General features: G+C 34.2%; 27 protein-coding genes and 1 tRNA gene. 21 read left to right on the top strand and 7 right to left on the bottom strand.

The features are described 5' to 3' along the window. Positions 1-35: 35 nt before the first annotated feature. From DR980_RS02395 to DR980_RS02340, 12 genes are all read left to right on the top strand, one after another. Entirely contained in the window at positions 36-809 is a 774-nt protein-coding gene (locus tag DR980_RS02395) for a Rossmann-like and DUF2520 domain-containing protein (RefSeq protein ID WP_113633674.1), read from the top strand. Continuing rightward, positions 793-1,320, top strand: coding sequence for a KdsC family phosphatase (locus tag DR980_RS02390; RefSeq protein WP_113633673.1), 528 nt, complete (start codon positions 793-795; stop codon positions 1,318-1,320). The genes DR980_RS02395 and DR980_RS02390 overlap by 17 nt, the downstream gene beginning before the upstream one ends. An 83-nt stretch (positions 1,321-1,403) precedes the next feature. After that, the gene (locus DR980_RS02385; RefSeq protein WP_244199251.1) at positions 1,404-2,285 is read left to right on the top strand and encodes a geranylgeranylglycerol-phosphate geranylgeranyltransferase; all 882 of its coding nucleotides are present in this window, start codon (positions 1,404-1,406) and stop codon (positions 2,283-2,285) included. After that, positions 2,278-2,862 (top strand): Maf-like protein, encoded by a 585-nt coding sequence (locus DR980_RS02380; RefSeq protein ID WP_113633671.1) that lies wholly within the window; start codon positions 2,278-2,280, stop codon positions 2,860-2,862. Before DR980_RS02385 ends, DR980_RS02380 begins: the two co-directional genes overlap by 8 nt. A gap of 12 nt (positions 2,863-2,874) precedes the next feature. Continuing rightward, complete coding sequence (locus DR980_RS02375) at positions 2,875-3,405, top strand: mechanosensitive ion channel domain-containing protein (protein WP_113633940.1); 531 nt, start codon at positions 2,875-2,877, stop codon at positions 3,403-3,405. Between the two features lie 175 nt (positions 3,406-3,580). Beyond that, positions 3,581-4,780 (top strand): AI-2E family transporter, encoded by a 1,200-nt coding sequence (locus DR980_RS02370; protein ID WP_113633670.1) that lies wholly within the window; start codon positions 3,581-3,583, stop codon positions 4,778-4,780. 263 nt (positions 4,781-5,043) lie between these two features. Next, the gene (locus tag DR980_RS02365; protein ID WP_317047913.1) at positions 5,044-6,714 is read left to right on the top strand and encodes a BamA/TamA family outer membrane protein; all 1,671 of its coding nucleotides are present in this window, start codon (positions 5,044-5,046) and stop codon (positions 6,712-6,714) included. 183 nt (positions 6,715-6,897) lie between these two features. After that, complete coding sequence (locus DR980_RS02360) at positions 6,898-7,215, top strand: hypothetical protein (RefSeq protein WP_113633668.1); 318 nt, start codon at positions 6,898-6,900, stop codon at positions 7,213-7,215. Between the two features lie 156 nt (positions 7,216-7,371). After that, positions 7,372-7,863: a hypothetical protein gene (locus tag DR980_RS02355; RefSeq protein WP_113633667.1), complete on the top strand. Its 492-nt coding sequence runs from the start codon at positions 7,372-7,374 to the stop codon at positions 7,861-7,863. A gap of 178 nt (positions 7,864-8,041) precedes the next feature. Then, positions 8,042-8,617, top strand: coding sequence for a hypothetical protein (locus tag DR980_RS02350; protein ID WP_113633666.1), 576 nt, complete (start codon positions 8,042-8,044; stop codon positions 8,615-8,617). Between the two features lie 154 nt (positions 8,618-8,771). Beyond that, entirely contained in the window at positions 8,772-11,303 is a 2,532-nt protein-coding gene (locus DR980_RS02345) for a PIG-L family deacetylase (protein WP_113633665.1), read from the top strand. Positions 11,304-11,425: 122 nt separating this feature from the next. After that, complete coding sequence (locus DR980_RS02340; RefSeq protein ID WP_113633664.1) at positions 11,426-13,150, top strand: sodium:solute symporter; 1,725 nt, start codon at positions 11,426-11,428, stop codon at positions 13,148-13,150. A 220-nt stretch (positions 13,151-13,370) separates the two neighbouring features. Here the strand turns inward: DR980_RS02340 and DR980_RS02335 are convergent, their stop codons facing one another. From DR980_RS02335 to DR980_RS02315, 5 genes are all read right to left on the bottom strand, one after another. After that, a complete protein-coding gene (locus DR980_RS02335) occupies positions 13,371-14,216 on the bottom strand; it encodes a DUF2911 domain-containing protein (RefSeq protein ID WP_113633663.1) in 846 nt (281 codons plus the stop codon). Between the two features lie 51 nt (positions 14,217-14,267). Further along, complete coding sequence (locus DR980_RS02330) at positions 14,268-14,942, bottom strand: HAD family hydrolase (RefSeq protein WP_113633662.1); 675 nt, start codon at positions 14,940-14,942, stop codon at positions 14,268-14,270. A gap of 89 nt (positions 14,943-15,031) precedes the next feature. Then, a complete protein-coding gene (locus tag DR980_RS02325) occupies positions 15,032-15,745 on the bottom strand; it encodes a tRNA threonylcarbamoyladenosine dehydratase (protein ID WP_113633661.1) in 714 nt (237 codons plus the stop codon). Positions 15,746-15,763: 18 nt separating this feature from the next. Further along, positions 15,764-16,429, bottom strand: a complete 666-nt coding sequence (locus DR980_RS02320) for a TatD family hydrolase (RefSeq protein WP_113633660.1) — start codon at positions 16,427-16,429, stop codon at positions 15,764-15,766. Further along, complete coding sequence (locus DR980_RS02315) at positions 16,429-17,031, bottom strand: DUF1684 domain-containing protein (protein ID WP_113633659.1); 603 nt, start codon at positions 17,029-17,031, stop codon at positions 16,429-16,431. Before DR980_RS02315 ends, DR980_RS02320 begins: the two co-directional genes overlap by 1 nt. Positions 17,032-17,127: 96 nt before the next feature. Here DR980_RS02315 and DR980_RS02310 point away from each other — a divergent pair, with 96 nt between their 5' ends. From DR980_RS02310 to DR980_RS02295, 4 genes are all read left to right on the top strand, one after another. Then, positions 17,128-18,345, top strand: a complete 1,218-nt coding sequence (locus tag DR980_RS02310; protein ID WP_113633658.1) for an MDR family MFS transporter — start codon at positions 17,128-17,130, stop codon at positions 18,343-18,345. A 285-nt stretch (positions 18,346-18,630) separates the two neighbouring features. Beyond that, entirely contained in the window at positions 18,631-18,999 is a 369-nt protein-coding gene (locus DR980_RS02305; protein ID WP_113633657.1) for a BlaI/MecI/CopY family transcriptional regulator, read from the top strand. Between the two features lie 23 nt (positions 19,000-19,022). Then, a complete protein-coding gene (locus DR980_RS02300) occupies positions 19,023-20,804 on the top strand; it encodes a M56 family metallopeptidase (RefSeq protein ID WP_113633656.1) in 1,782 nt (593 codons plus the stop codon). Positions 20,805-20,875: 71 nt separating this feature from the next. Continuing rightward, positions 20,876-21,016 carry an SsrA-binding protein gene (locus DR980_RS02295; RefSeq protein WP_113633655.1) on the top strand — a complete coding sequence of 47 codons (141 nt, stop codon included), beginning with the start codon at positions 20,876-20,878 and terminating at the stop codon, positions 21,014-21,016. On the opposite strand, the gene DR980_RS02290 is transcribed toward DR980_RS02295, so the two are convergent. Next, a complete protein-coding gene (locus DR980_RS02290) occupies positions 21,013-21,525 on the bottom strand; it encodes an adenine phosphoribosyltransferase (protein WP_113633654.1) in 513 nt (170 codons plus the stop codon). The genes DR980_RS02295 and DR980_RS02290 overlap by 4 nt on opposite strands. Positions 21,526-21,619: 94 nt before the next feature. On the opposite strand from DR980_RS02290, the gene DR980_RS02285 reads away from it, so the two are divergent. Then, positions 21,620-21,693, top strand: a tRNA-Arg gene (locus DR980_RS02285). On the opposite strand, the gene DR980_RS02280 is transcribed toward DR980_RS02285, so the two are convergent. Continuing rightward, a complete protein-coding gene (locus tag DR980_RS02280) occupies positions 21,659-23,209 on the bottom strand; it encodes a recombinase family protein (RefSeq protein ID WP_113633653.1) in 1,551 nt (516 codons plus the stop codon). The genes DR980_RS02285 and DR980_RS02280 overlap by 35 nt on opposite strands. Before the next feature lie 681 nt (positions 23,210-23,890). Here DR980_RS02280 and DR980_RS16310 point away from each other — a divergent pair. From DR980_RS16310 to DR980_RS02265, 4 genes are read left to right on the top strand one after another with little or no spacing between them, the layout of a single operon-like run. After that, complete coding sequence (locus DR980_RS16310; RefSeq protein ID WP_167400532.1) at positions 23,891-24,046, top strand: hypothetical protein; 156 nt, start codon at positions 23,891-23,893, stop codon at positions 24,044-24,046. An 11-nt stretch (positions 24,047-24,057) separates the two neighbouring features. Further along, a complete protein-coding gene (locus DR980_RS02275) occupies positions 24,058-24,435 on the top strand; it encodes a single-stranded DNA-binding protein (protein WP_113633652.1) in 378 nt (125 codons plus the stop codon). Positions 24,436-24,480: 45 nt separating this feature from the next. Beyond that, the gene (locus DR980_RS02270; RefSeq protein ID WP_099715239.1) at positions 24,481-25,554 is read left to right on the top strand and encodes a DUF932 domain-containing protein; all 1,074 of its coding nucleotides are present in this window, start codon (positions 24,481-24,483) and stop codon (positions 25,552-25,554) included. A gap of 52 nt (positions 25,555-25,606) precedes the next feature. Further along, a complete protein-coding gene (locus tag DR980_RS02265) occupies positions 25,607-26,014 on the top strand; it encodes a hypothetical protein (RefSeq protein ID WP_113633651.1) in 408 nt (135 codons plus the stop codon). The last annotated feature ends 31 nt before the right edge of the window (positions 26,015-26,045 follow it).

Raw genomic sequence — 26,045 nt, 5'->3', positions numbered from 1 at the left:
TAAAACTCTTAATATTTTTTTGCTAATTTTGTCGCATGGTCAAAGTAGTAATTATTGGTTCCGGAAATGTTGCGCAACATCTGATTGCTGCTTTTCAAAATGCTCAAAATTCAGGAACAGAAATCGAGCTAATTCAGGTGTATTCCAGACAAACAGCAAGTGTATCTCACCTACTCGATTTAGATCAAATCACAAATGATTTAGATGCTTTGGCGGAAGCGGACTTGTATATTATTGCTGTTTCTGACGATGCAATTGGAGCAATTTCGTCACAACTTCCGTTTAAAAACCGGTTGGTAGTGCATACTTCAGGAAGTGTTCCGTTGAATATTTTGAATGAAGACAATCGAAAAGGAGTTTTTTATCCTTTGCAAACCTTTACCAAAAACAAACCAGTTGATTTTAAAACTATTCCCATTTGTTTAGAAAGTGAAAATGCTACTGATTATCAATTACTGGATAAGGTAGCCAAATCAATTTCTGAAAAAGTTTTCGCAATCAATTCAGAACAACGAAAAGCCTTGCACGTGGCAGCAGTTTTTGTCAATAATTTTACGAATCATTTGTACCAAATAGGTCAGGAAATTTGTCAGGAAAACCAAGTTCCTTTCGAAATTCTGAAACCTTTAATAGCTGAAACCGCCAATAAAATAATGGTACTTTCTCCGGAAGAGGCGCAAACTGGTCCTGCAAAACGCAATGATACGGCAACTATCGAAGCGCATGAAGCTTTTTTGGCCAACGAAAATTACCTTAAAATTTATAAAACACTAACACAATCAATACAAGAGAATGGCAAAAAGTTATAAAGAAATAATGAACGATATCACAACTTTTATTTTTGATGTCGATGGCGTACTTACGGACAGTTCTGTTTTTGTAACCAATGAAGGAGAAATTTTGCGAACTATGAACATCAGAGATGGTTATGCAATGAAAGCAGCCGTTGAAAGCGGTTATAATGTATGTATTATTTCAGGTGGAAGCAATGAAGGCGTGAGAGTTAGACTGCGAAATCTTGGCATTACTGATATTTATTTGGGCACACCTGATAAAGTGGAAACCTTTGATGAATATACAGATGTGCATCAAATAAAACCAGAACACGTATTGTATATGGGCGATGATATTCCAGATTATCATGTGATGAAATTAGTGGGATTACCAACTTGTCCTCAAGACGCAAGTCCTGAAATAAAAGGGATTTCAAGATATATTTCTCATAAAAATGGAGGAAAAGGTGCCGCAAGAGACGTGATTGAACAAGTTATGAAAGCGCAAGGAAAATGGATGGCGCATTTTGACGGGAAACACGATTAGTGCTATTTTAAATATTAAAATATAAATTTTAAATGACATTTGTGGTTCCATTTCTAAAACTCATCCGATACCAAAACCTACTTATGCTTGCTTTTATGCAGCTTATTTTTAGGTACGGATTTTTTAAAATTCAAAATATTCCTTTGGCTTTAGCTGATTGGCAATATGGATTATTGATTTTGTCAACCGTTTTGATTGCTGCTGGTGGCTATGTGATTAATAATATTTTTGACCAACATACGGATGTTATAAACAAACCCAAAACTGTTATTGTAGGCAAAGACATTTCGGAAATACAAGCCTATAATTTATATATTGGACTTACTGTAACAGGCGTCGCAATTGGTTTCTATATATCAAATGTTATTGTAAAACCAGGTTTTGCTTCCATTTTTATTTTGGTTGCAGCTACACTTTATTTATATGCCACAAGCCTGAAACAAATGATGCTCATTGGCAATATTATTGTAGCATTGTTGCTTTCGTTTAGTGTAATTATAATTGGGATTTTTGATTTATATCCTGCCACAGGATTAGACAATCAACAACAAATGGGATTGTTTTTTTCTATTTTACTTGATTACGCTATTTTTGCTTTTATGATTAATCTGCTTCGGGAAATCGTTAAAGACATTGAGGATACCGATGGTGATTACAATCAAGGAATGAACACCTTACCTATTGCAATAGGAAAATCCAGAACTGGAAAAATAGTTTTTGGATTAAGTTTTATTCCACTTTTTTTTATTTTATTTTACATCAATAAATACTTGTTCGAATTACTTTTCGTTACACTATATCTGTTGCTTTTTGTTGTTGGTCCGCTAATTTTTTTCACTGTAAAAGTGTGGACTGCTAAAACCAAAAAAGAATTTCATTTTTTGAGTATACTTTTAAAATGCATTTTGCTCTTTGGAATCCTTTCCGTTGTTGTTATCAGTTTAAATATAAAATATAATGCTTAGAAATAAATTAGAAAAATACACTTTAATTCTGGCTTCGGGTTCACCGAGACGCCAGCAATTTTTTAAAGATTTAGACTTGGATTTTGAAATTCGGTTGAAAGAAATCGAAGAAATTTATCCGCCAGAATTGAAAGCGCATGAAATCACTAATTATTTGGCTGAACTTAAAGCCAGCGCTTTTGAAGGAGAATTAAACCCAAATGAAATTCTGATAACCAGCGACACCATCGTTTGGCACAACAATATAGCTTTGGGGAAACCAAAAGATGAACAAGATGCTTTTGAAATCTTGAGATCTTTATCAAATGCTACTCATGAAGTCATTACTTCTGTTTGTTTTAAAACCAATAAAAAAGTTGAGATTTTATACGAAATAACAAAAGTTACTTTCACTGAATTAAGCGATGAAGCCATTTATTATTATTTAGAAAACTACAAGCCGTATGACAAAGCAGGTTCGTACGGAATTCAGGAATGGATTGGCTTTATTGGTGTTTCAAAAATTGAAGGTTCTTATGCGAATGTTATGGGAATGCCCACGGATAAAGTGTACGAATATTTAAATAATTTATCCTAGTCGTTTATGGAAATGTCATTTATAAAGGAGTTTACCCGAGAATTAATTGCAACCGGGGTATTAGGCATTCTGCTGATTTTATTGCGAATAATTTCAACAAAATTGGTACGCCGTTATGCAAAATTAAACCAAAAGATGGAGCACAGAACCAATTTGGTTATCAAATACATTCATTTACTGATAAATATCTTGGTAATAATTGCTTTAATAGTCATTTGGGGAGTTCAGACCAAGGATATTTTCATTGCACTTTCATCAATTACAACCGTTGTAGGAGTTGCTATGTTTGCGCAATGGTCCATCCTGAGCAACATCACTTCCGGTGTTATTTTGTTTTTTTCTTTTCCTTTTAAAATAGGCGATATTATCAAAATCCATGATAAAGATTTTCCAATTGAAGCAGAAATTGAAGATATTGGTGCCTTTCATGTTTTCTTAAAAACGATTGAAGGCGAAAAGATTATTTATCCCAACAATTTGCTTTTGCAAAAAGGAATCTCGATTTTAAAAAATCATTTTGAAAATAGAGAATTCGTAGATTAATTCATAACTTTATAAATAGTAATTTTTTTTTTATTACTAAATCACTTGATTAAGAAGTGATAATTATGCAAAAATTGCTAAAAAATATGTAATACTTTAATTTTTATATTAACACATATTTGTCGGTTGAAAACTGGTAAAAAACAGTTGATTTATAAAACAAAACCAAAAAGATATGAATGACATCCTAAAACTTCCATTTTATGCAAAATTAAGCTTGACTTTACTGGGTTTAATTTCGATTGTCTTTATTTTTTACATTGGTCAAGACATATTGATTCCTGTAATGATGTCGTTTTTATTTGCCATCTTATTGTATCCTATTGTTCAGTTTTTCAAATCAAAACTTCGTTTTCCGCATGTATTGGCTGTAATGATAGCGGTGATATTGTTTGTATTAATTTTTATCGGACTTTTTGTATTCCTATCTTTTCAAATTAGTGATTTCGCCGATGATTTTGATAAAATTGAAAGAAATATTAACATTCATCTTAGAAATATTCAAGGATTTGTTAGAGATAATTTTCATTTGAGTTCGAGAGAGCAAAAGCAATATATTGATACTGCTACTGAAGATTCGATGGAAAAAGGAAAAGAAATCATTGGAACTACATTAATGTCATTTACGGATACGCTGGTAAATTTAACTTTGATTCCTATTTATACTTTTTTAATTCTTTTATACAGAACTCATTTTTTACTGTTTTTATCAAAATTAATTAAAAAAGAAAATCATGATCAGCTAAAAAATATTCTTACGAATGTTAGAGTAGCCATCAACAGTTATATTGTGGGTTTGATTATAGAAATGATTTTAATATCTGTAATGACAACGCTCGGATTTATGCTTATAGGTGTGAAATACGCCATTTTATTGGGAATAATTACTGGAATTTTAAATTTGATTCCGTACATAGGAATTCTATTTGCAGGCGTTTTAAGTATTGTAGCTTCACTTACCGGTTCCCCTGATTTATCAATAATTGTTGGTGTAATTGTAATTACAATCGTGGTTCAGCTAATTGATAATAATGTAATTGTACCATTAATTGTAAGTTCAAAAGTTGAAATAAACGCATTTGTATCGATTGTTGGAATCATTATTGGTGGTGCAATTGCCGGAGTTTCCGGAATGTTTTTAGCACTTCCTATTCTTGCTGTTTTAAAAGTGATTTTCGACAGAATTGAATCATTGGAACCTTGGGGATATTTAATGGGCGATCATTTACCTAAAACGTATACGTGGCGTAAAATTAAATTACCGCTCTTTGATTCTGAAGCACCATCTGAAAAAATCATAATCAAAGCTGATGTCATTGTTCCTGTTTTTACCGAAACTACTACAGAAACTGATTCAAACCGAACCAATAATTAGATTAAGTATTCAAAAAAAATATCACTTTCAAATTCTGAACCTTTTAAATCTTATGTAATCAAAGAGCTATATTCTTGATTTGCTTCACTATTTTTACAGTTGATTCTTTGACAATGTATAAAAAAATAAAACTGCTATTATTTCTTCTTTTTGTCTGTGTTTCTCAGATAACTATTGCACAAGAAACAAAGACCAAAAAAGATTCCTCTAACTTTTATTCAGATATTAAAAACTATTCCAAAAAAAATAAGTTCACCAGATTAATGCATAAAATCGTTTTTAGAACGCCAGTTATAAAAAACGAAATAACAAAAGAAGTCCAAAAAGAATACAGAAGTTTTGAAGGTAAAATCATAAGGAACATTACTATTCTAACGCTCGATCCTTTTGGTTATTCTGAAACTGACACTTTAAAAAAGCCTAAAAATTGGGCGGAAAGAAATGGAAATAAAATCCATATTAAAACTAACCGACTTGCAATAAGAAATTTATTGCTTATCAAAAAAAACAAACCTTTTGATTCGCTGCTTGTGAAAGAATCAGAACGTTTGATACGTACACAACGCTTTATAAACCGCGTGGATATTGCTCCCAAATTAATTCCGAATAGCTCTGATTCTGTTGATATTGCTATCCGAGTTTTAGATTCGTGGAGTTTGGTTCCTAAAGGCTCGCTTTCCAGTTCACGAGTAAGCTTTGGGCTGAACGATCGCAATTTTTTAGGATCAGGTCATCAATTTGAAAACAAAATAAGAAATAGATTCAGTGATGGTAAAAGCGCTTATTCCGTTGCGTACAGTATTCCAAACATAAAAAACACATTTATAAACACTAGGGTCAGTTATCAGATTGATTTAGATGAATATTATGGTAAAAGTATAGCTATTGATCGTCCTTTTTATTCTCCTTTGACAAAATGGGCGGGAGGAATTTATGTCGATCAGCAATTTAGAAAAGACACTGTTCCTGACTCTAATCTAGTTTTTGCTTATCAGAATTTTAAATACAACACACACGATTTTTGGCTTGGACGTGCTTTTAGAATTTTTAAGGGTAATACCGAAAGTGAAAGAACGACAAATCTTGTTACTACAGGCCGATTTTTACATCTTAAATACCAGGAAAGTCCAGTTTTTGAATATGATCCCGATGATTTTTATTCCAATGAAAAACTCGCTTTGGTTGGCATTGGTATTTCATCACGTAAATTTATTAGAGACCGCTTTATATTCAGAAACGGAATTATTGAGGATGTGCCCATTGGAAGAATATACGGAATAACAACCGGTTATCAATATAAAAACAGTGCTGGAAGATACTATTTGGGTGGTCGTGCCGCTTTTGGAAACTTCTATAAATGGGGGTTTCTAAGCGCTAATTTTGAAATTGGAACTTTTTTTGAAAAAGCAACAACAAAACAAACAGCATTTTCTTTTCAGGCCAATTATTTTACCAATCTGCTAAGCATTGGAAGATGGAAATTGCGTCAGTTTGTAAAACCACAACTAGTCATTGGTTCCAACCGAATGGAAGCTATTGGAGATCAACTTTCAATCAACGAAAATTATGGACTCAATGGATTTACGATTGCGCAATATGGTACCAAAAAAGCACTATTAACACTGCAAACTCAAGCCTACGCACCTTGGGATTTATGGGGTTTTCGATTAAATCCTTTTCTAAATTATTCAGTTGCATTACTCGGGAATGCTAAGAACGGCTTTACAGAAAGTAAAGCATATTCAAAAATTGGAGTTGGTTTCATTATCAACAACGATTATTTGGTTTTTAGTTCGTTCCAAATTTCAATTTCCTATTATCCTTCAATACCGGGATATGGTGAGCATATTTTTAAAACAAATTCCTTTGAGACCACTGATTTTGGTTTTCAGGATTTTGAATTAGCAAAACCAAGAACTGTAATTTATAGGTAAAACAAATCTTTAATGATAGTACAAAAAATTTAAATTTTTGGAATACTAATTTTTAAAACATCAAAAATTAGACGTCATATATTAGTGGAAATTATATAAGTAATGACATTAATAGTATAAGAATTTGTAGCGTATTATTTGTTACATTTATCAAATAGAAATTTTTAACTAAAACCTAAAGAAATGAAAAAAGTTACCTTTTATTTAATGATGATGGTATTGTCATTGAGTGTTGTTCCTACGCAAATGTTAGCTGCTGAAAAAACTCCAACTTCGGTTTCAAATACCCCAAAAGAAGTTCCTGCTGAAGTTAAAGTATTGCTGAATCGTCTTGACGAAATAAAAGCAATGGACAAGTCTGAATTAAGTTCAACTGAGAAAAAAGAATTACGTAAAGAAGTTCGTGCTATAAAAGCAGAATTGAAATCAACTGGAAATGGTATTTATTTATCTGTAGGAGCAATTATCATTGTTATTTTATTGCTGATTCTTTTGTTATAATCCAATAAAAATTACAAATAAAAAAAGGAAACGGACTACCGTTTCCTTTTTTTATGCGATGCATAATTCATTAGTGGCATAGTTGTTGGCTTTTGTAAAGAAAATATTGACTTAGTGAGTTACCTTTAAATAGATTATTAATTAAAATTTGAAAATATGAAGACATTAAAATTAATCGCCGCGGGAATAATACTTTTAGTATCCACTACTGCGATGCAAGCGCAAGTTTCAGTAAATGTAAATATTGGTAGTCCTCCTGCTTGGGGTCCTTCAGGTTACTCAGCTGCTGAGTATTATTATTTACCAGATGTTCAAGCTTATTATGATGTAAGACAGAGTCAGTTTATTTATTTGGGCGGAGGACAATGGGTTCGTTCCAGAAATTTGCCAACACAATATAGAAACTATGATTTGTATAATGGATACAAAGTGGTGTTAAATGATTATCATGGTTCAAGACCGTATAGCAACTTTAATAGTCATAAAGTTAAATATTATAAAGGATATAAAGGAAAACCACAAAAAACAATAGGAGTACGAAAAGTGGTAGTTCATAAAGATTCTTATAAAAGAGGAAATAACGGTAATGGACATCAAAAAAATGGAAATAACGGAAATGGAAAAGGACACGGAAAAGACAAACATTAATCCTTTATAAAATCCTAAAAATCAGAACCTCCAATCGAGGTTCTTTTTTTTTACTAAAAACACAGTCTTAATTAAATCTTAAAAAAATGTTAATTATTTTACGTTGGCACAGTTGTTGGAAATCAGTAAAAAGATATATCAATTAAAGAGTCATATAAAATTATTAAAATTAAAGAACATGAGAACACTAAAATTAATCGCCGTAGGAATTATACTTTTTGCATCAAGTACCATACATGCACAAGTTTCAGTTAATGTAAACATTGGTAGCCCGCCATCTTGGGGACCTGTAGGATATGCTGAAGCACAATATTATTACTTACCAGATGTTGAAGCTTATTATGATGTGAGAGCTACCCAATTTATATATTTCGGTGGTGGACGATGGATTCGTTCCAGAAATTTACCTAACCAATACAGAAATTATGATTTGTATGGCGGTTACAAAGTTGTACTCAATGATTATCGTGGATCAAGACCTTACAATAATTTTAGAAACCATAAAGTCAAATATTATAAAGGATATCATGGGAGAGAACAAAGAAATATAGGTTATAATAATAATCGTCGTGTATATGTAAGTCAAAGACAAAATGATAACCGAAGATATTACAATAATCACAGAGATAACAACAATCACAGAGACAATAGGAACTATAACGATGACAGAGGAAAAGGCCATGGAAAAGGCCATGAAAAAGGTCATGGTGGTGATCACGGACGCGGACACGGTAGAGGTCACGATAGAGACTAAAAAAATAAAATAACATCAAAGAGAGAAAGCTACAATTAGTTTTCTCTCTTTTTTTATTTTATCAAAATGCTATTACATAAAGAAAACTAAAAACATTTCAGAAAAAAATATTTAATTCCTACATTTGAAGCTATTGCAAATTAAATTTAAAATAATGCATAAAAAACTCTCCTCAGCCATAATAGCAATTTTAGTTTGTTTTCAAATAACAACCGCTCAACAACCTGCAAAATTAAATTCTGTTGAAATTTACAACCAAATCGAAAAACTCAATTTTCTGGGTTCGGTACTTTATATAGCAGCACATCCTGATGATGAAAACACCCGATTAATTTCATATTTATCCAATGAACAAAAAGCGAGAACCGGATATTTGTCTTTGACACGCGGCGATGGTGGCCAAAACCTAATAGGAACACAATTACGCGAATTATTAGGAGTCATAAGAACCCAAGAACTTATTGAAGCCCGAAAAATTGATGGCGGAGAACAGTTTTTTTCCCGTGCCAATGATTTTGGTTTTTCCAAAAATCCAACAGAAACCTTAGAAATTTGGGATAAAGAAAAAGTATTGGCAGACGTTATTTGGGCCATCAGAAAATTTCAACCTGATGTAATTGTCAACCGATTTGATCATCGCTCTCCAGGAACTACGCACGGTCATCACACTTCATCGGCAATGTTGAGCGTCGAAAGTTTTGAACTGGCTAACAATCCAACTATTTTTCCAGAACAATTAAAATTTGTAAAACCTTGGCAAACCAAACGACAGTTTTTCAATACTTCCTGGTGGTTTTATGGTACTATCGAAAAATTTAATGCTGCTGACAAAAAGAATTTAATAGCTTTAGAAACCGGTGTTTATTATGCAGGATTAGGAAAATCAAATCAAGAAATTGCAGCACTAAGCCGCAGCCGTCATCAATCACAAGGATTTGGAAGTACTGGTGAGCGCGGTGAAGAAAAAGAATATTTAGAATTCATAAATGGAGATGCTTTAAAAGATAAAAAATCACTTTTTGAAGGAATTGATACTTCTTGGAACCGAGTAAAAGGAGGAAAAGCAATAGGAGAATTATTGACAACTATTGCCGCTGAATTCAACCATAATAATCCTTCGGCAAGCATTCCTAATTTGGCGAAAGCCTACATTATGATAAATTTTTTAGACGAAAATCATTGGGCGCCATTGAAATCAGCAGCCATAAAAGAAATTATAGCGGCTTGTTCTGGTTTGTATCTTGAAGCCGTTGCCCAAAATCAGGAAGCGACTCCCGGAAGCACAATTAAATTGAAACTCGAAGCCATTAATAGAAGTACATTGCCTTTTCAATTAATAAGTGTGAGCACTTTACCAAATCAAATTACGACAGCTCAAAATCGGGATTTAAAAAATAATATTCGAAATAGCATCAACTTAGATTTAAAATTACCAGAATCAATTAACTATACACAACCGTATTGGTTAAGAGAAAACGGAACCGTGGGAATGTATGCTGTAAATGACCAAGAAAGTATCGGAATTCCAGATATAATTCGGGAAGCTAAAGTGGTATTTAACGTTCAAATCAACGGAATAGAAATCCCATTTGAGCGTACCGTAGTTTATAAATATAATGATGATGTAAAAGGCGAAGTCTATAATTATCTGGATATTGTTCCTGAAGTTACCACTTCAATTGTAGACAAAGTATTGCTTTTTAAAGATAGCAAAATTAAATATGTAGGCGTAAAAATCAAAGCAGGTAAAGATGCCGTTAAAGGACATCTTCAACTTGAACTGCCTCAAAATTGGAATGTTTCACCAAAATCTATTCCTTTTAACATCCCAAAAAAGGGAACGGAACAAATTGTTTATTTTGAAGTAACTGCGCCTAGCAAATCAGATGAAGCAGTTGCAAAAAGTGTTGCGATAATTGATAACAAGCGATTTGACAAAGAACAAATCATCATTAATTATGACCACATCACGAAACAGCAAGTTTTACAATCGGCAGAGGCTAAATGCATCAAAACGGATTTAAAAACTAACAGTGAAAAAATTGCCTACATTATGGGTGCCGGAGATGAAGTTCCTGGCAGTCTGATTCAATTAGGATACTCGGTTACCCTGCTGAAACCCGAAGAAATAACACCAGAGAAATTAGAAAATTTTGATGTAGTGATGACAGGTGTTCGTGCTTACAATACCGTTACAGCATTAGCAAATAAGCAAAATATACTTTTTGATTTTGTAAAAGGCGGAAAAACAATGCTCGTTCAATACAATACTGCAGGCGATTTGGTAACCGAAAATATCGCGCCTTATCCATTGAAACTGTCCCGCGACCGTGTTACTGAAGAAGATGCCGAAGTTCGATTTTTAGCACCAAACCATCCCGTTTTGAATTTTCCAAACAAAATCACTTCTAAAGACTTTCAAGGTTGGAAACAAGAGCAGGGATTGTATTATCCAAGCGTATATGACAAAGCATTTACTCCTATTTTATCTTCTAATGACAAAGGAGAAACACCTAAAAATGGTGCTTTACTGATTGCTCCTTACGGAAAAGGGCACTATATTTATACGGGATTAAGCTTTTTTAGAGAATTACCTGAAGGCGTAACCGGGGCGTATAAATTAATTTCAAATATCATTTCGCTGAAATCATCCGAAACTATTCCTCCCCAAAAAATCAAAAACTAAAACAGTCTGCAATGGAAACAAAAAAAATAAAAACCTGGAAGAAGAACTATACCTGGGTGCTTGTAGCCAATGCTATATACATCTTGATCTTTTGTCTCATCATGAAATTATACTCTTAAATTATGCAATTATTTGATTGGATTATACTCATAGTTACTTTACTGTTCATCGTAATTTACGGTGCATGGAAAACCAAAGGAAGTAAAAATGTAGAAGACTTTATTTTAGGAAGCAATGAAACGCCTTGGCATGTCGTGGGACTTTCCGTGATGGCAACTCAAGCCAGCGCCATTACGTTTCTTTCTACTCCAGGACAAGCTTATCACGATGGGATGGGTTTTGTCCAATTCTACTTTGGACTGCCAATTGCCATGGTTGTAATTTGCGTAACCTTTATCCCTTTATACCACAAATACAAAGTATATACGGCTTATGAGTATCTCGAAAAAAGATTTGATTTAAAAACGCGTTCCCTTGCAGCCATTCTTTTCTTGTTTCAAAGAGGTCTAGGAACTGGATTAACTATTTACGCTCCGGCGATTATTTTGTCGGCAATATTGGGTTGGAATCTTACATACATGAATATTATTATTGGTGTTTTAGTCATCATTTATACTTTTTCAGGTGGAACTAAAGCCGTTAACGTAACTCAAAAACAACAAATGTTTGTGATTATGTCGGGAATGTTTATCACCTTTTTTCTGATATTGCATTATCTTCCTAATGACATGACATTTACTAGTGCGCTTCATATTGCTGGTGCAAATGATAAAATGAATATTGTCAATTTCTCTTTTGACCCGGAAGAAAAATATACTTTTTGGAGCGGAATCACAGGAGGTTTTTTCCTTGCATTGGCTTATTTTGGAACTGACCAATCGCAGGTAGGACGTTATTTATCAGGAAGATCAGTTAGGGAAAGTCAAATGGGACTGATTATGAATGGGCTGCTAAAAGTTCCTATGCAGTTCTTTATTTTATTAACCGGAGTTATGGTTTTTGTTTTTTTTCAATTCAATCCTGTTCCATTAAATTTTAATCCAAACAACAAAGCCATGATTGAAAAATCGGCTTATAAAGGTGAATACAATGCTTTGGAGCAAAAATTAGACGGTTTATCCGAAGATAAAAAGGTAATTAACTTGTTGTACATCGATCAGCTCAATCAGGATTATGACAATCCAATTCTTCGAAAAGAACTGGTGGCTTTGTCCAATAAAGAAAAAGATTTAAGAGATCGCGCTAAAGAAATAATCCTAAAAGCCGACAGCAACAGTGAAACTAATGACAAAGATTATGTATTTTTTCACTTTATCCTGAATTATTTGCCAAAAGGACTTATCGGCTTATTGTTGGCCGTTATCATTTCTGCGGCCATGTCATCAACTGCTTCCGGATTGAATGCATTGGCATCTACAACAGCAATCGATATTTACAAACGAAATGTAAAAGGAGAAAAATCAGAACGCCATTATCTGTATGCCACAAAATTCTTTACATTGTTGTGGGGAGTAATTGCAATCCTTTTTGCTTGTATTGGAACGTTGTTTGAAAATTTAATTCAGTTGGTAAATATCATTGGATCTATATTTTACGGAACGGTATTAGGGATTTTCCTGGTTGGTTTTTATCTACACAAAGTCCAATCCAAAGCTATATTTTACGGCGCTGTTATTAGTCAAATTACTATTTTCATCATCTACTATTATGCTATTTATATTTTCCCAAGCGGAGAAGAAAAACTGGGTTATTTATGGCTTAATTTCATTGGCGCAATGTTAACGATTGTTATTTCGTTACTGTTACAATGGACAATTTTCAGGAAACAGAGAGCGATTATAGCCTAATAAAAACAGTAAAACTAATTATTATATTAGTTTCTAATTTTATAAACCGCAGATTCGGAAATTATAATAATTTCCGAATCTGCGGTTTTTTGGTTCTTACAGGTTTACATTATGAAACCCATTATTCTCAAACATTTACAAATTATACAATTCAAAATTTCAAAAAAAAAATCCCGTCTCGATAATCAAGACGGGATTAATTGGAAAACAGTGAGGTTAATTAGTTCTTACTCCACTCTGCAATACTATCTTTATTCATTTTTACATAATCTTGATTTTTAGCGATTTCAGCTGCTGCAAGTGATGCTTTAGCAGTTTCAATAGCTCCTTTTTTATCACCAAGTTTAGCTTGAATCAATGATTTCAATCTGTTATACCAAAACGGTTTGTCTTTTGTCATATCCAAAGCTTTATTTATGTAAACTAAAGCTTTTGCATTGTCACCATTTGATTGGAATAAAAATTGAGCTGCAGCAAAATAATCTGCTCCAGTAGGTCCTGCTAATGCTTTCTCGATATTAGCTGTTGCTTTTTGTTGTGTAGGAACTTCAAATTTTAAAGCTGCATACGAGTTCTCCCAGTAAATTTCTAAAAAGGCAAAATTATTATCTAGACCACTAATTCCAATTGTAAATGTTTCCACACTTTTATTTAAAGTTTCTGGTTTAACAGTGGCTTTAAGTGCTACATTTTCTTCTTTCCACTCTTCTGGATTACCCCAGTTATCAGTAGTTTTGTAGAAAATTATTTCCCAACTTTCTATTTTTGGAATAGTATACAACGAATATTTTCCTTTTTTCAAGGTTTTACCATCAATAATAACATCGTCGCTAAAATATACAGTCGTATTTTCATTAGCTCCGGTTCTCCAAACTTTTCCAAAAGGAATTAAATTACCAAAAACAGCTCTTCCTCTGGCACTTGGTCTTGAATAATTGATTTCTACATCTGTCAAACCTACTTCTTGTTTGATGATAGATTTTGGACTGGATTGAGGTGTTTTTACTTGTGCCTCAATGGTGAAATTTGCTATAATAATGGCAAATAAAATGATTATTTTTTTCATGTCTTAAATTTTTTATGTCTTCAAATTTACAAATTCAACGGCTTTCAAATGTTAATTATTCCTTAATTTAGAATCAATATTGGTAATAGCATCAAAACCCAATTCGTTAAAATGATTAATCACAAAATCAGCTTCCGATAAATCTTGTGCTTCAGAGTGAATACTATTGTAACCTACGCACAAAATTCCGGCAGCTTTCGCCGCTTTAATTCCGTTTGTGCTGTCTTCAATAACGATACAGCTTTCTTTTGGTGCAATTGATAAACTTGCTGCATGTTCAAAAATTGCAGGATGTGGTTTTGATTTAGGAAAATCTTCACCGCTAACCACATGCGTAAAATACTCATGCAATTTAAACCTGGAAAACACACGTTCAATAGTAACTTTGGATGCCGAAGAAGCCAGAATCAATTGCATGCCATTTTGATATAATTCTTTAATAAGATTTTCGACACCTTCCAGTAATTCCAAATCAGCTTTACTATCAAAAGCATCATTAAAAATAGTCCGTTTTCTTTGAATTAAATCCTCTACTTCCTGTTCTATCACAAAAACTTCTTTCAATTTCTGAAACGTATTCCGAGTAGAAAAACCAGTAAATGAAGTATACATTTCCTCTGTAACAGGAATATTCAACTCATCAAATTGTTTGAAATAAGCATAACGGTGTACGGGTTCAGTATCGACAATTACACCATCCATGTCAAAAATTACGGTTTGTATCATTTTTTTAGATTATTAGATTTCTTAGATCCTAAACACTTTACTGAGCATGATATGTGATTGCTTCGTTCCTCGCAATGACAAACTGAACATTATTTTTTTAGTAAATAGCGAATCACGGTTTCTGCAGCATACAAACCAAATAATCCCGGCATGTAACTGTTTGTTCCGTAAAAGGATTTTTTGAAATTGGATCCATCGGTCATTTTCAAACTCGATTCATCCTGAATTTCAGAAGAAAAAACCACTTTCAGTTTATCAATTTTCACCTCTTTCAATCGTCTTCTGATGGTTTTAGCAAAATAACAATTCACGGTATTCGTGATATCAGTCACTTTCACTTTAGAAGCTTCCATTTTCCCGCCAGCACCCATACTGCTTATAATTTTGACTCTTTTTCGTTTGGCACCAATGATCAAATTCAACTTTGGAGTCACACTGTCTATGCAATCCAAAACATAATCAAATTCCTCTGAAACAATTTCGAAAGCACGTTCCGGCGAAAGAAATTCCTGTACACGTGTCAATTTTAATTCTGGATTGATATCCATTAATCTATCTCCAACAACAGTAACTTTAGCTTGTCCCACGGTCGAATGTAAAGCCGGTAATTGTCGGTTTATATTGGTAATATCAACTACGTCACCATCTACAATAGTCATGGTTCCCACTCCTGCTCTTGCCAAAAATTCAGCTGCAAAAGAACCAACACCACCCAATCCTACAACTAATACATTTGCATTTTTTAAATTATCTAAACCTTCTTTTTTAAATAAAAGTTCGGCTCTTTCTGTCCACTCTGCCATTGTTTTTTTGTTTAAAGTTTAATGTTTTTGAAAAATTTTGAAATCAAAAATTTCATTAAAATTTGCATTCACTATTTCCTGTATTTCTTTAACAGAAATTCCTTTATATTTCGCTGCCAATTCATAAACTGCCTCAATTCCTTCATCAACCGTATCCGTTTCCAGAAAAAATCGATTATCAGGAACGCTTTTAAAAACAGCTTCTAATTCTGGATTAAGCAATAAATATTTCCCAAACGAAATATAAAATCCATTGTCTACTAATTGTTTAGCGACTTGTATATTTTTCGAAAATCCATGAATCAACATTGGAACTGATATGTTCATTTTTTTCTTGATTGCTATCAATTCCTGAAAAGCCGCAACACAATGTATCACAACCGGTTTTTTATATTTTTGTGCCAAAAGTAATTGCTTTTCGAAAACCATTTGCTGCAATTCCATCGAGATTTCAATGCGTTTGTCCAATCCGCATTCGCCAACAGCGAGACAATTTGCCTCTTGTAACTTACTTTCCATTATCGCCAAGTCAGCTTCTATTCGTTCTTCAACGATAAACCAAGGATGAATCCCGATGGAATAATTCGGAATTGTTACATCAAATTCCTGTGGATATTGATTCACTAATTCCAACACATTCGGTTGATTGGTCCATTTATGCGTATGCAAATTAAAGAATTCCATTAATCGTGAAATTTTTTAACTCCCGCTTTTATTTCGATATCCAAATCATTTTCCAATGGAACTTTTGGACAAGAATACTTGTGGTTATATGCGCAATATGGATTGTATGATGTATTGAAATCAATCACAATCGTATCTCCTTTTGGGATTCGTAAATCGATATATTTCCCGCCGATGTAACTATCCTTGCCAGAAGTCAAATCGGAAAACGGCAGAAATAAATAGTCTTTATACTCCTTCTTTTTGGAAAGTTCAATGTTTTTATAAACGTTCAGTTTAAAATCCCGACCATCAATTGTAAAAGAAAGTTCGCCATATTTGACATACAATGGTTTTCTGTCCGTTGATGTTTCCATTTCAAATGGCTTCTCTTTTTGAGTTCTGATAAACTTTGCGACCACAAAAAACTTTTCGTCAATAGGATAAAAGTCAAGTGTTTTGAACTCTGCTAAATCTTCTGCAGTCAAAGGACTTTTCTTGGCATCCGCATATTCTTCGTTCAATTCAGTTTGGAATTTGGTTACAGCCGAAACATCAAATTTTTCTTGGCCAAAGCCTAAATTCAAGTGTAATAAAATAAACAAAGTGAATAGCGTTCTCATGTTCTTATTTTTATGCAAAAATAGTTTAAAAGTTACTAGGACACAAAGACGCATCGGAACAAAGTTTTCTACCTTTGCAAAATAATAACTCATTATATGTTTCAAACAGCTTTTCAACGTTACATAAATAATTTCAAAGGCTTCACCAGAGAAATTTGGATACTTACACTCATCACTTTTATCAATCGAGCTGGTACGATGGTTTTGCCGTTTTTGTCCAAATATCTAAAAGAAGATTTGAGTTTCTCCTATGCACAGGTCGGGTGGATAATGGTCGCTTTTGGTTTTGGTTCCATGCTTGGTTCGTGGCTTGGTGGCAAATTATCAGATAAAATAGGTTTTTATAGAATCATGGTTTTCAGTTTGTTCACCAGCGGAATACTGCTGTTTTTAGTACAATACATTCGTACGTTTTGGGGATTATGCATTGGTATGTTCGTCATTATGACCGTTGCTGATATGTTTCGTCCCGCCATGTTCGTTTCCTTAGCGACCTACGCCAAACCTGAAAATCGTACCAGAGCATTGACTTTAGTTCGATTAGCGGTAAATTTAGGATTTACTGCAGGACCGGCTTTAGGTGGTTTGATAATCATGAATTTAGGATACAGCGGATTATTTTGGGTTGATGGAAGCTCGTGTATTATTTCTATATTAATTTTTACCTTATTAGTGAAAGAGCGCAAAAAACCAGCCGATTTAGACTCCGCAAATAGTGAAACCGAAATACCTGCTTCCGTTTTCAAAGACAAGATATTCTGGATTTTCCTCTTTATCTGTTTTATTACGGCCATGCTTTTCTTTCAACTTTTCACCACTTTGCCTTTATATCACAATGAAAAATTTGGTTTAACCGAATTTCAAAGTGGACTTTTATTATCCTTAAATGGGTTGCTGATTTTCTTCTTGGAAATGCCAATTGTGAGTATTAGCCAAAGAAAAAACATCGATAAACTCAAAATTATTCTTTGGGGTTCGTTACTGATGTCTCTAAGTTTCTATGTTTTAATGATTAATATGTGGGCAGGAATACTAATCGTGAGCATCCTTTTTATCACTTTTGGAGAAATGTTCATCTTCCCGTTCTCTAATTCTTTTGCGTTAAGCCGAGCGCCAAAAGGACACGAGGGTCGCTACATGGCTTTGTTTACTATGAGTTTTAGCTTGGCACACATTGCAAGTTCTAAAACGGGGCTGGAAATCATTTCTGCATTTGGCTATCAGGCAAACTGGTTTGTCATGGGAACTTTAGGGATTTTATCAGTCGCAGGGTGCATCTGGCTGCAAAAACTCGTTCAAAAAGAACAAAACTAATTCCATTATCATTCTTTGGGCGTGACCCTATAAAAAAATGGGCTTAGCAACAATATCGTTACTGGCCCCTTTTTTTTATAGCGTCGGGCTATACGCGCTACTTCGGTAGCTAGCTTTTATCCCTCACGCAACCTCATTTTCATAATTACTTCTCTGATGAAAAGATTTTCCAGTTTACATAAGCTACCATTATAAGTTAAAAAAACTATAAAAATAGTTATTAAACTATGTTTATAGTTGCGTAACTATAAAATTAGTTGTAAGTTTGATTCAAATAAAAATATCATGCAAAAACTGACTAATAAAGAAGAAGAAATCATGCACATTTTATGGAAGCTTAAAAAAGCATTCGTAAAAGAAGTCCTTGCAGAAATAACAGAAGATCAACCGCATTACAACACACTTTCAACCATTGTGCGTAACCTCGAAGAAAAAGGTTTTGTTTCTCACAATGCCTTTGGGAACACGCACCAATATTATCCTATAGTAAGTTTAGAAGATTATAGAAAGCGCTTTATGAGTACTGCAATCGATAATTATTTTGACAGTTCTTATAAAAATATGGTATCGCATTTTGCCAAAGAAGAAAAAATTTCCGCTGCTGAATTACGGGAAATTTTAGCCATGATTGAAAATCAAAAAGAGGAAATATAAACTTTATAGTAACAACAATATTTATGGAAGCATTCTATATTTATCTTATAAAATCCAGTGGATTAATTGCGCTGTTTTATTTGGCTTATCATTTTATGTTGCGAAAAGAAACCTTTTTTACCAGCAATCGTTGGTTTCTGTTACTGGGTTTATTTACTTCCGTTCTTTTGCCGTTAGTCGTTTTTACGAAAATAATCTGGGTCGAACCTACTCCTGTAAATTATGATTGGTCATCATTACCTATAACTACAACTGTAAATGAAGACCATACAGAAGAATATATTTATCTTGGATTAGCAACACTCTACTGCGTTGGTGCATTATTTCTATTAACTAAATTTGCTTTTGATTTTTACAGCTTACAAAAAGTATTTAAAGGAAAAATAATAAAACGTCAAGCCGATTTTAAATTTATTGACTTACAAGACAACCTCGCTCCGTTCTCTTTTTTTAATACTATCGTTTACAATTCGTCCTTATACAGCAGTTCCGAATTGGAAAATATTTTGGAACACGAAAAAGTGCACAGCGAACAAAATCACACTGTTGATGTATTGATTTCAAGACTGTTTTGTATCCTTTTTTGGTTCAATCCGTTAATTTGGTTGTACAAAAAGGCGATTTTACAAAACCTGGAATTCATTGCCGATAACGAAGCCACGAAAAAAATATCCGACAAAAAAGCGTATCAATTAACGCTTTTAAAAATAACAACACACCAAAATTGTGTTGCCATTACTAATCATTTTTATCAATCATTAATCAAAAAACGAATTGTTATGTTAAACAAAAATCAATCAAAAAAATCGAATTCCTGGAAGTACACGCTTGTTCTGCCGGCTTTAGTAGCATTTGTATCTTTATTTCAAATTGAAGTAATTGCTCAGGAAAAAGTAAAAGAAGAAACCATTAAAGTGGAATCAAAAAATCCTGTTACCACTACTTTAGAAATCCAACAAGACAAAGACAGCATTAAAAAAATTAAAGCACTTGTAATAAATAACTCGAAAAATGAAGGTATTGATCCAAATACGGAATTTTTTATTGATGGAAAAAAAGTGAGCAAAGAGGAATTAGACAGAACCAATCCGGACGACATAACCACAATGAATGTCATTAAGGAGAATAACAAATCTATAATTAGAATTGTAACAAAAGGAAAAATTACAGGAAGTACAAGTATTTTTAATTCTGAAATAGAAAAAACGGATTTGGGATTTGATAATGTCGATCCTAACAATGTGACTATACGTCAAAAAACAAAAGATACTTATACCGTTACAAAGGTAACGACAGAGAAAAATGGCATACCTGGTGATGCAGAATATTTTATTGACGGTAAAAAAGTAAGCCAGCTAGAGGCCGAAAGCATGAATCCAAATCAAATAAGCTCAGTAAATGTGCAAAAAGATGGCACTTCAACTAAGAATTCAATCCGTATTATTACTAAGAGCTATCTAGATGGGAAAGAAATGATACCAGAGCCACCAACTCCTCCTACTGCACCAACTTTTAAATTTAAAGCCCCTAAAGCACCTGTCTTTCCAAAAGCTCCTAAAGCTCCAAAAGGAGATCCTATCACTGGTGATAAAAAAGCTTGGAAAGAATTTGATAAAAAAATGGAAGATTTCAATAAAAAAATGGAAACATTAGCACCTGAAATGGAAGCATTTGATAAAAAAATGGCTGAATTTGACAAAAAAATGGAACCTTTCCATGCGCAAATGGATAATTTTGAAAAGAAAATGAAAATCTACGAAAAGCAAATGGAAGAATACCAGTCCAAAGTTAACGGTAGAAAATAAATAGAAAATCACAATTTAGACGGTCTCAATCAAGACCGTCTTTTTTATATCTTTGTCCAAAATAAAACATCATGTATAAAATTCTAGCCAAAATAAACAAAGTCCTTTTACCCAGTTTCACAAAGCAGCGTTTGGATTTAGCAAAAGCCAAGAAATGGCAAATGGCAATTATTGGTTTTAGGTACTACGTAACGACGCGTGCGCTAGATTAATACGTAATTGCAGCAAAAATTTCATTTCCTTTAATTTTTGCCCTTCCATTTAGGAAAGCTAATTCCATCAGGAAATTGCATTGCACGATTTCTCCACCCAATCTTTCGACTAATTCACAAACTGCTTTAGCCGTTCCTCCGGTTCCCAAAACATCATCGTGAATTAGGATTCTATCCCCTTTTTGAATCGCATCGGTATGAATTTCTAAAGTATCTGTTCCATATTCTAAATCATAAGTCGCCGAAATAGTTTCATAAGGCAACTTGTTGGGCTTTCGAACTGGAATAAAACCAACATTCAATTCCTGAGCAATCAACATTCCAAAGAAAAATCCCCGGCTTTCCACTCCTATTACCTTGTCAATTTTTTTTTCTTTCAAGGACGAAACCAGTATTTCAAGGCATTTTTTCCTTGCAATTGGGTCAATTAATAACGGTGTAATGTCTTTAAATAAAATTCCTTCTTTAGGAAAACCCTGAATATCACGGATATAATTTTTCAACGCCATATTTTTTTATTTTTTTACAATTTTACACTTGCAAATTACACATTTATACCTATATTTGCACCCGCAAGCAGGATAATAAATCCGATTGCAAAATGGCCTTGTGGCGCAACTGAATAGCGCACTTGATTACGGCTCAAGAGGTTACTGGTTTGAATCCAGTCAAGGTCACTACTCGGGACAAAAGAGAAATATCATCTTTTGTTCCGTTTTTTTTTGCCCGTAATCTATTGTTTACCAAATAGATACAGTTAATAATTTCGTTGAGTCGGGTGGTTTGGAATTGGTTTTCCCGAAACGTGAAATTTTCGGGATAAATTAAACCAATTAGTTCTCTAGTATCAGCTAAACTACTGTTTTCACAGGCTTCTCCGAGCTTTAAAAGGTTTTCCAATCCTGTATTCATTAATTGCTCAATATTACCCTTATCATCATCTGCATTCCCAATCTGTTTTTCTAAATTACTTATGATGCCATTGTATTCTTTTTTCATAAGATTGTAATCTTCAACCTCGATTTTTTCAGTTACCAATAAGTTCCTTGCAACTGATAATTTCTTTTCATATTCCGAAATCTGTTCCAGCGACTTTCTCTTTTTATTAGCTATAATCCCTGTATGCTCTCTATAAGCTTCAAGTAGCACAGCAGTATATAGTTTCTTAACTGGTTCTAAAGGTTTGAATTTATTTAACTGTTCAATAAATATCTTGTTTGCTATTTCGGAGTTGACTCTCCATTTACAGAGCTTATCACAATGATAGTAATAGTAATATTTGTTTCTCCCTTTGCATTTACTGCCTGTGAGCTTTCGTCCGCACTGTGGACACTGGAAAAAACCTCTTAGAGGAAAATTTTCTATTGTTCTGACCTTAGGCCTATACGTTCTGGATTTACCGTCAAGAACATCCTGCACTCGGTAAAATAGTCCTTCACTGATTATTGCTTCATGTTGTCCATCCACCCATCGGACCTCTTCATCTTTATATTTAGGAACTACGATTTTCCCACAATACAGCGGATTACGCAAAATAACCCACATGTTACTCTTAGCAATGCGCAACCCTTTTTCCTTTGCCATCTGGTAAATGGATTCAGTGCTGAAAGCATTTTTTGCAATCTGCTCAAATACCCATATAAGCTGAGTTGCTGCCTTCGGCTCGGGGGCTATATATTTTTTTCCGTCTTCAGTTGCTTTATTAACATAACCATAAGGAGCCATGCCCATATGCCTTCCTTCTTTCTTACCGCGTCTGAGCCCTTGAAATGTATTGAGTGCCCTTCTGTCATTTTCTACTTCTGGTGCTGCCAGATAAAATGCAAGCATCATCTTATTTTCTGGGACACTTAAATCAAGAGGCTGCTCTATAGCCTGAGGTTCAACACCTAGTTTTCTTAACAGGTTTATCATTTGATAGGCATCCCCTGCATTACGACTGAACCTATCCCATTTCATGAAAAGAATCAGGTCTACTTTATTTTTATGTTTTTTAAGATTAACCAAAAGTTTTTTCCACTGTGGCCTGTTAAAAGTCTTTGCAGAATGATCTTCATAGATTACGTTGCGTATTTCCATATGATTAATGTTACAATATTTTCGCAACATTTCTTCCTGATTACGTTGTGAAAAACCTTTCTCAGCCTGCTCGTCAGTGCTGACCCTTATATATAAATCTGCTATCTTACTCATCTTCTTTCGCTTAAATGTTTAGACACAGCGATATTAGCGATTTTCCTCAACAAATACAAAATTTCCTGTACCTGTTCGAAAGTTACATCTAATCCTTCTGATCTCAGCATATGTAAAGCCCTTTCAGGCGTCAGCTTTGAATCCCTATAGTCCATATCCTTCTCCATCCTCTTACTTTTTTAAATTCATATTCTTTTAAAAAGTAATTTAACCGTAAAACTGGCTCTAATAGTCATAATGGCAGTACTTGGCTCTGTCTGGAAATATATTTCCTATCTCTTAAAAATACTTCAACAAATTGCAAAAAAAATACCCATCATTTATAATTCTGGTTATTCACATGTCATCAATTATCCAATACAACTAAACAATTAGGATAAAGACTTCGATTAGTTTTATAGCTATTTTTTTTTCTCCGTTTTATCTCATTTAACTTCCTTTCTTCCTATTTCATTTGGTGAGGAGCACCGATGCTTGGTTCTTTTTTTTCAGGAGCAAAGGTATTTTCGGGCTCTTAACGGATAACCAAGGTCAGGCCCTTTTAGGTTTTGAATAAAATCTCCACCCATGCGGGTTGTATTTTTCTCAAAAACCTTGGTTTTCCTGAACCCTACCTTTTTATGCTCATGAAACAAAACCAGCATACTCCGGCTCTTTACACGAATAAAAAAAATGTCACATATGAAAAACAATGACTTAAATATTACAAATGAAACAAAACAGCGCCTCCTCTCATTGCCGAATAAATATTTTAAAAAAATAGGCAAACCTAATAAGGCGCACAGAGGAGAGCAGATTGAAAGAAAATCAAGTGTAACAATAGTGAATAACAGTTAAAAAAGAAAATCATGAACATCATCGGAAGACTGACAAGGGATGCGGAAGTACGCAGAACGTCACTGGAAAAACAAGTAGTAAACTTTTCGGTAGCTACTAACGACAGCTACAGAAACAAGCAGGGCGAACGCATAGAGCAGACAACATACTTCGACTGTGCGTATTGGCTTAGTCCAAAAGTAGCGCAGATACTCACAAAAGGTACGGTGGTAGAACTGACAGGCAGAGTAAGTGCAAGGGCGTGGACAGGAAGTGACGGACAACTACACGCAGGGCTGAACTTCAACACCTCGCAAATCAAACTCCACGGGGGTGGCAAAAAATCCGAAACGGTACAAACTCCCACAGGAACCAACAATAGCAAGGAAAAGGACGACCTCCCATTTTAATAACAAGTATCTAAACAATTTTCAAACTTTTAAAATCATTTTATCATGGCACATAATATCAATTTCAACAGCACAACAGGACGTTATTCATTCTTTAGCGTAAAAGAAAAAGCGTGGCACGGCTTAGGGCAAGTCGTAGAGCAATACCCAACAAGTGAAGAAGCCATAAAACAGGCAGGCTTAGACTATGAAGTCATCAAAACACCTTTATATACCAAAGGTTCGGGCATTATTGAAATGGCAAACGGTATTGAAATAGGCAGTAGCGAATTGGAAGTACCTTCCTATTATGCCAATATCCGTGCCGATAACAATGCCGTATTGGGCGTGGTTGGCAAAGACTATCACATCGTACAAAACCGTGAAGCATTCAATTTTTTTGATGCTATTGTAGGTGGTTCACAAGGAATATTGTACGAAACCGCAGGAGCATTGGGACAAGGGGAACGCATCTTTATCACTGCCAAACTACCCGACTATATCCGAGTAGGAAATGGCGATGATGTAACGGAAAAGTACATTTTCCTGACCACTTCACACGATGGCAGTGGAAGCATAACAGCAGCCTTCACCCCTATCCGTATTGTTTGCCAAAATACCCTTAACGCCTCGCTTCGTTCGATGAGCAACGTGGTACGCATCAAACATACTTCGGGAGCAAAACAGCATTTGGAAAATGCCCACAAGGTTATGGGATTAGCGGATACCTTAAGCAACCAGTTAGAAGGAATATTCAACCAATGGGCTAAAGTAAAGGTGACTGACCAAGAAGTAAAAAAACTAATCCAATTGGCTCTTTGCCCGAACAAGGAAACATTGGATTTGCTTAAAAAGGGTGCGGAAGATGAAGTTTCCACCGTGTTCAAAAATGTGGTGCAAGATGCCTTTGCATACGCTATGACAAGCGACACTCAACAAATGGATACCACCAAAGGCACATTGTTCGGGGCATACAATGCTGTGACAGGGTACTATCAGAATGTGCGCAATTACAAAGATGATGAAGCCAAGTTACAAAGTATTGTAATGGGTGGAACCGCTCAAATCAAATCACAGAAAGCATTTGAATTGTGTACTGCCTTTTCAATAGAAGGAGCGGAAATCTTAAATCTTAATTAATAATTACAGGCGACTGCCTTTAGAGGTGGTCGCCTTTTTAAAATTTACAATCATGACAAAGGAAAACAAGAAGAAAAATGAATTTGCAGATTACCTTTTCAACCAATTTGTAAAAGCAGAACGCAGGGACAAACAAGATTGGTCGCTGAATTATTGGAACGTTTTAACCCAATATGCAGAGATTGGGTTGTCTGACGAAGAACAGTCTGAAGAAAGATTATACGTATTTAAACTTGATATTACAATTAGGGAAGCTATGTCAGGCTGGAACACACACCTATTGATACTGCGTGGAAAAGAAGCCGAGCAGGATTACAGGGAAAGAATGAAAAAATATGAAGAACGCTTACGTGCCATTGGACATGACGAAGCAACAATTAAGCAAATGTTAGTGGAAAAACCAGTCAAATTGACCATCCTATTCCAGTGCAAATTGACCACCAGTTTCGGAGCAAACTGACCACCACTTTCCAGTTCAAATTGACCACCTA

It is taken from the genome of Flavobacterium psychrolimnae, assembly GCF_003312425.1.
Taxonomy (GTDB): Bacteria; Bacteroidota; Bacteroidia; order Flavobacteriales; family Flavobacteriaceae; genus Flavobacterium; species Flavobacterium psychrolimnae.
This window is presented reverse-complemented; position numbering and strand designations above follow the sequence as displayed.

What these genes read in the sequence shown, in the direction of transcription:
- DR980_RS02380 (WP_113633671.1), top strand. Translation starts at nt 2,278, where the DNA reads ATGCTTAGAAATAAATTAGAAAAATACACTTTAATTCTGGCTTCGGGT.
- DR980_RS02350 (WP_113633666.1), top strand. Translation starts at nt 8,042, where the DNA reads ATGAGAACACTAAAATTAATCGCCGTAGGAATTATACTTTTTGCATCA.
- DR980_RS02320 (WP_113633660.1), bottom strand. Translation starts at nt 16,429, where the DNA reads ATGGAATTCTTTAATTTGCATACGCATAAATGGACCAATCAACCGAAT.
- DR980_RS02340 (WP_113633664.1), top strand. Translation starts at nt 11,426, where the DNA reads ATGCAATTATTTGATTGGATTATACTCATAGTTACTTTACTGTTCATC.
- DR980_RS02265 (WP_113633651.1), top strand. Translation starts at nt 25,607, where the DNA reads ATGACAAAGGAAAACAAGAAGAAAAATGAATTTGCAGATTACCTTTTC.
- DR980_RS02305 (WP_113633657.1), top strand. Translation starts at nt 18,631, where the DNA reads ATGCAAAAACTGACTAATAAAGAAGAAGAAATCATGCACATTTTATGG.
- DR980_RS02300 (WP_113633656.1), top strand. Translation starts at nt 19,023, where the DNA reads ATGGAAGCATTCTATATTTATCTTATAAAATCCAGTGGATTAATTGCG.
- DR980_RS02375 (WP_113633940.1), top strand. Translation starts at nt 2,875, where the DNA reads ATGTCATTTATAAAGGAGTTTACCCGAGAATTAATTGCAACCGGGGTA.
- DR980_RS02315 (WP_113633659.1), bottom strand. Translation starts at nt 17,031, where the DNA reads ATGAGAACGCTATTCACTTTGTTTATTTTATTACACTTGAATTTAGGC.
- DR980_RS02370 (WP_113633670.1), top strand. Translation starts at nt 3,581, where the DNA reads ATGAATGACATCCTAAAACTTCCATTTTATGCAAAATTAAGCTTGACT.
- DR980_RS02360 (WP_113633668.1), top strand. Translation starts at nt 6,898, where the DNA reads ATGAAAAAAGTTACCTTTTATTTAATGATGATGGTATTGTCATTGAGT.
- DR980_RS02345 (WP_113633665.1), top strand. Translation starts at nt 8,772, where the DNA reads ATGCATAAAAAACTCTCCTCAGCCATAATAGCAATTTTAGTTTGTTTT.
- DR980_RS02335 (WP_113633663.1), bottom strand. Translation starts at nt 14,216, where the DNA reads ATGAAAAAAATAATCATTTTATTTGCCATTATTATAGCAAATTTCACC.
- DR980_RS02325 (WP_113633661.1), bottom strand. Translation starts at nt 15,745, where the DNA reads ATGGCAGAGTGGACAGAAAGAGCCGAACTTTTATTTAAAAAAGAAGGT.
- DR980_RS02290 (WP_113633654.1), bottom strand. Translation starts at nt 21,525, where the DNA reads ATGGCGTTGAAAAATTATATCCGTGATATTCAGGGTTTTCCTAAAGAA.
- DR980_RS16310 (WP_167400532.1), top strand. Translation starts at nt 23,891, where the DNA reads ATGAAAAACAATGACTTAAATATTACAAATGAAACAAAACAGCGCCTC.
- DR980_RS02295 (WP_113633655.1), top strand. Translation starts at nt 20,876, where the DNA reads ATGTATAAAATTCTAGCCAAAATAAACAAAGTCCTTTTACCCAGTTTC.
- DR980_RS02275 (WP_113633652.1), top strand. Translation starts at nt 24,058, where the DNA reads ATGAACATCATCGGAAGACTGACAAGGGATGCGGAAGTACGCAGAACG.
- DR980_RS02395 (WP_113633674.1), top strand. Translation starts at nt 36, where the DNA reads ATGGTCAAAGTAGTAATTATTGGTTCCGGAAATGTTGCGCAACATCTG.
- DR980_RS02365 (WP_317047913.1), top strand. Translation starts at nt 5,044, where the DNA reads ATGCATAAAATCGTTTTTAGAACGCCAGTTATAAAAAACGAAATAACA.
- DR980_RS02385 (WP_244199251.1), top strand. Translation starts at nt 1,404, where the DNA reads ATGCTTGCTTTTATGCAGCTTATTTTTAGGTACGGATTTTTTAAAATT.
- DR980_RS02310 (WP_113633658.1), top strand. Translation starts at nt 17,128, where the DNA reads ATGTTTCAAACAGCTTTTCAACGTTACATAAATAATTTCAAAGGCTTC.
- DR980_RS02390 (WP_113633673.1), top strand. Translation starts at nt 793, where the DNA reads ATGGCAAAAAGTTATAAAGAAATAATGAACGATATCACAACTTTTATT.
- DR980_RS02280 (WP_113633653.1), bottom strand. Translation starts at nt 23,209, where the DNA reads ATGAGTAAGATAGCAGATTTATATATAAGGGTCAGCACTGACGAGCAG.
- DR980_RS02355 (WP_113633667.1), top strand. Translation starts at nt 7,372, where the DNA reads ATGAAGACATTAAAATTAATCGCCGCGGGAATAATACTTTTAGTATCC.
- DR980_RS02330 (WP_113633662.1), bottom strand. Translation starts at nt 14,942, where the DNA reads ATGATACAAACCGTAATTTTTGACATGGATGGTGTAATTGTCGATACT.
- DR980_RS02270 (WP_099715239.1), top strand. Translation starts at nt 24,481, where the DNA reads ATGGCACATAATATCAATTTCAACAGCACAACAGGACGTTATTCATTC.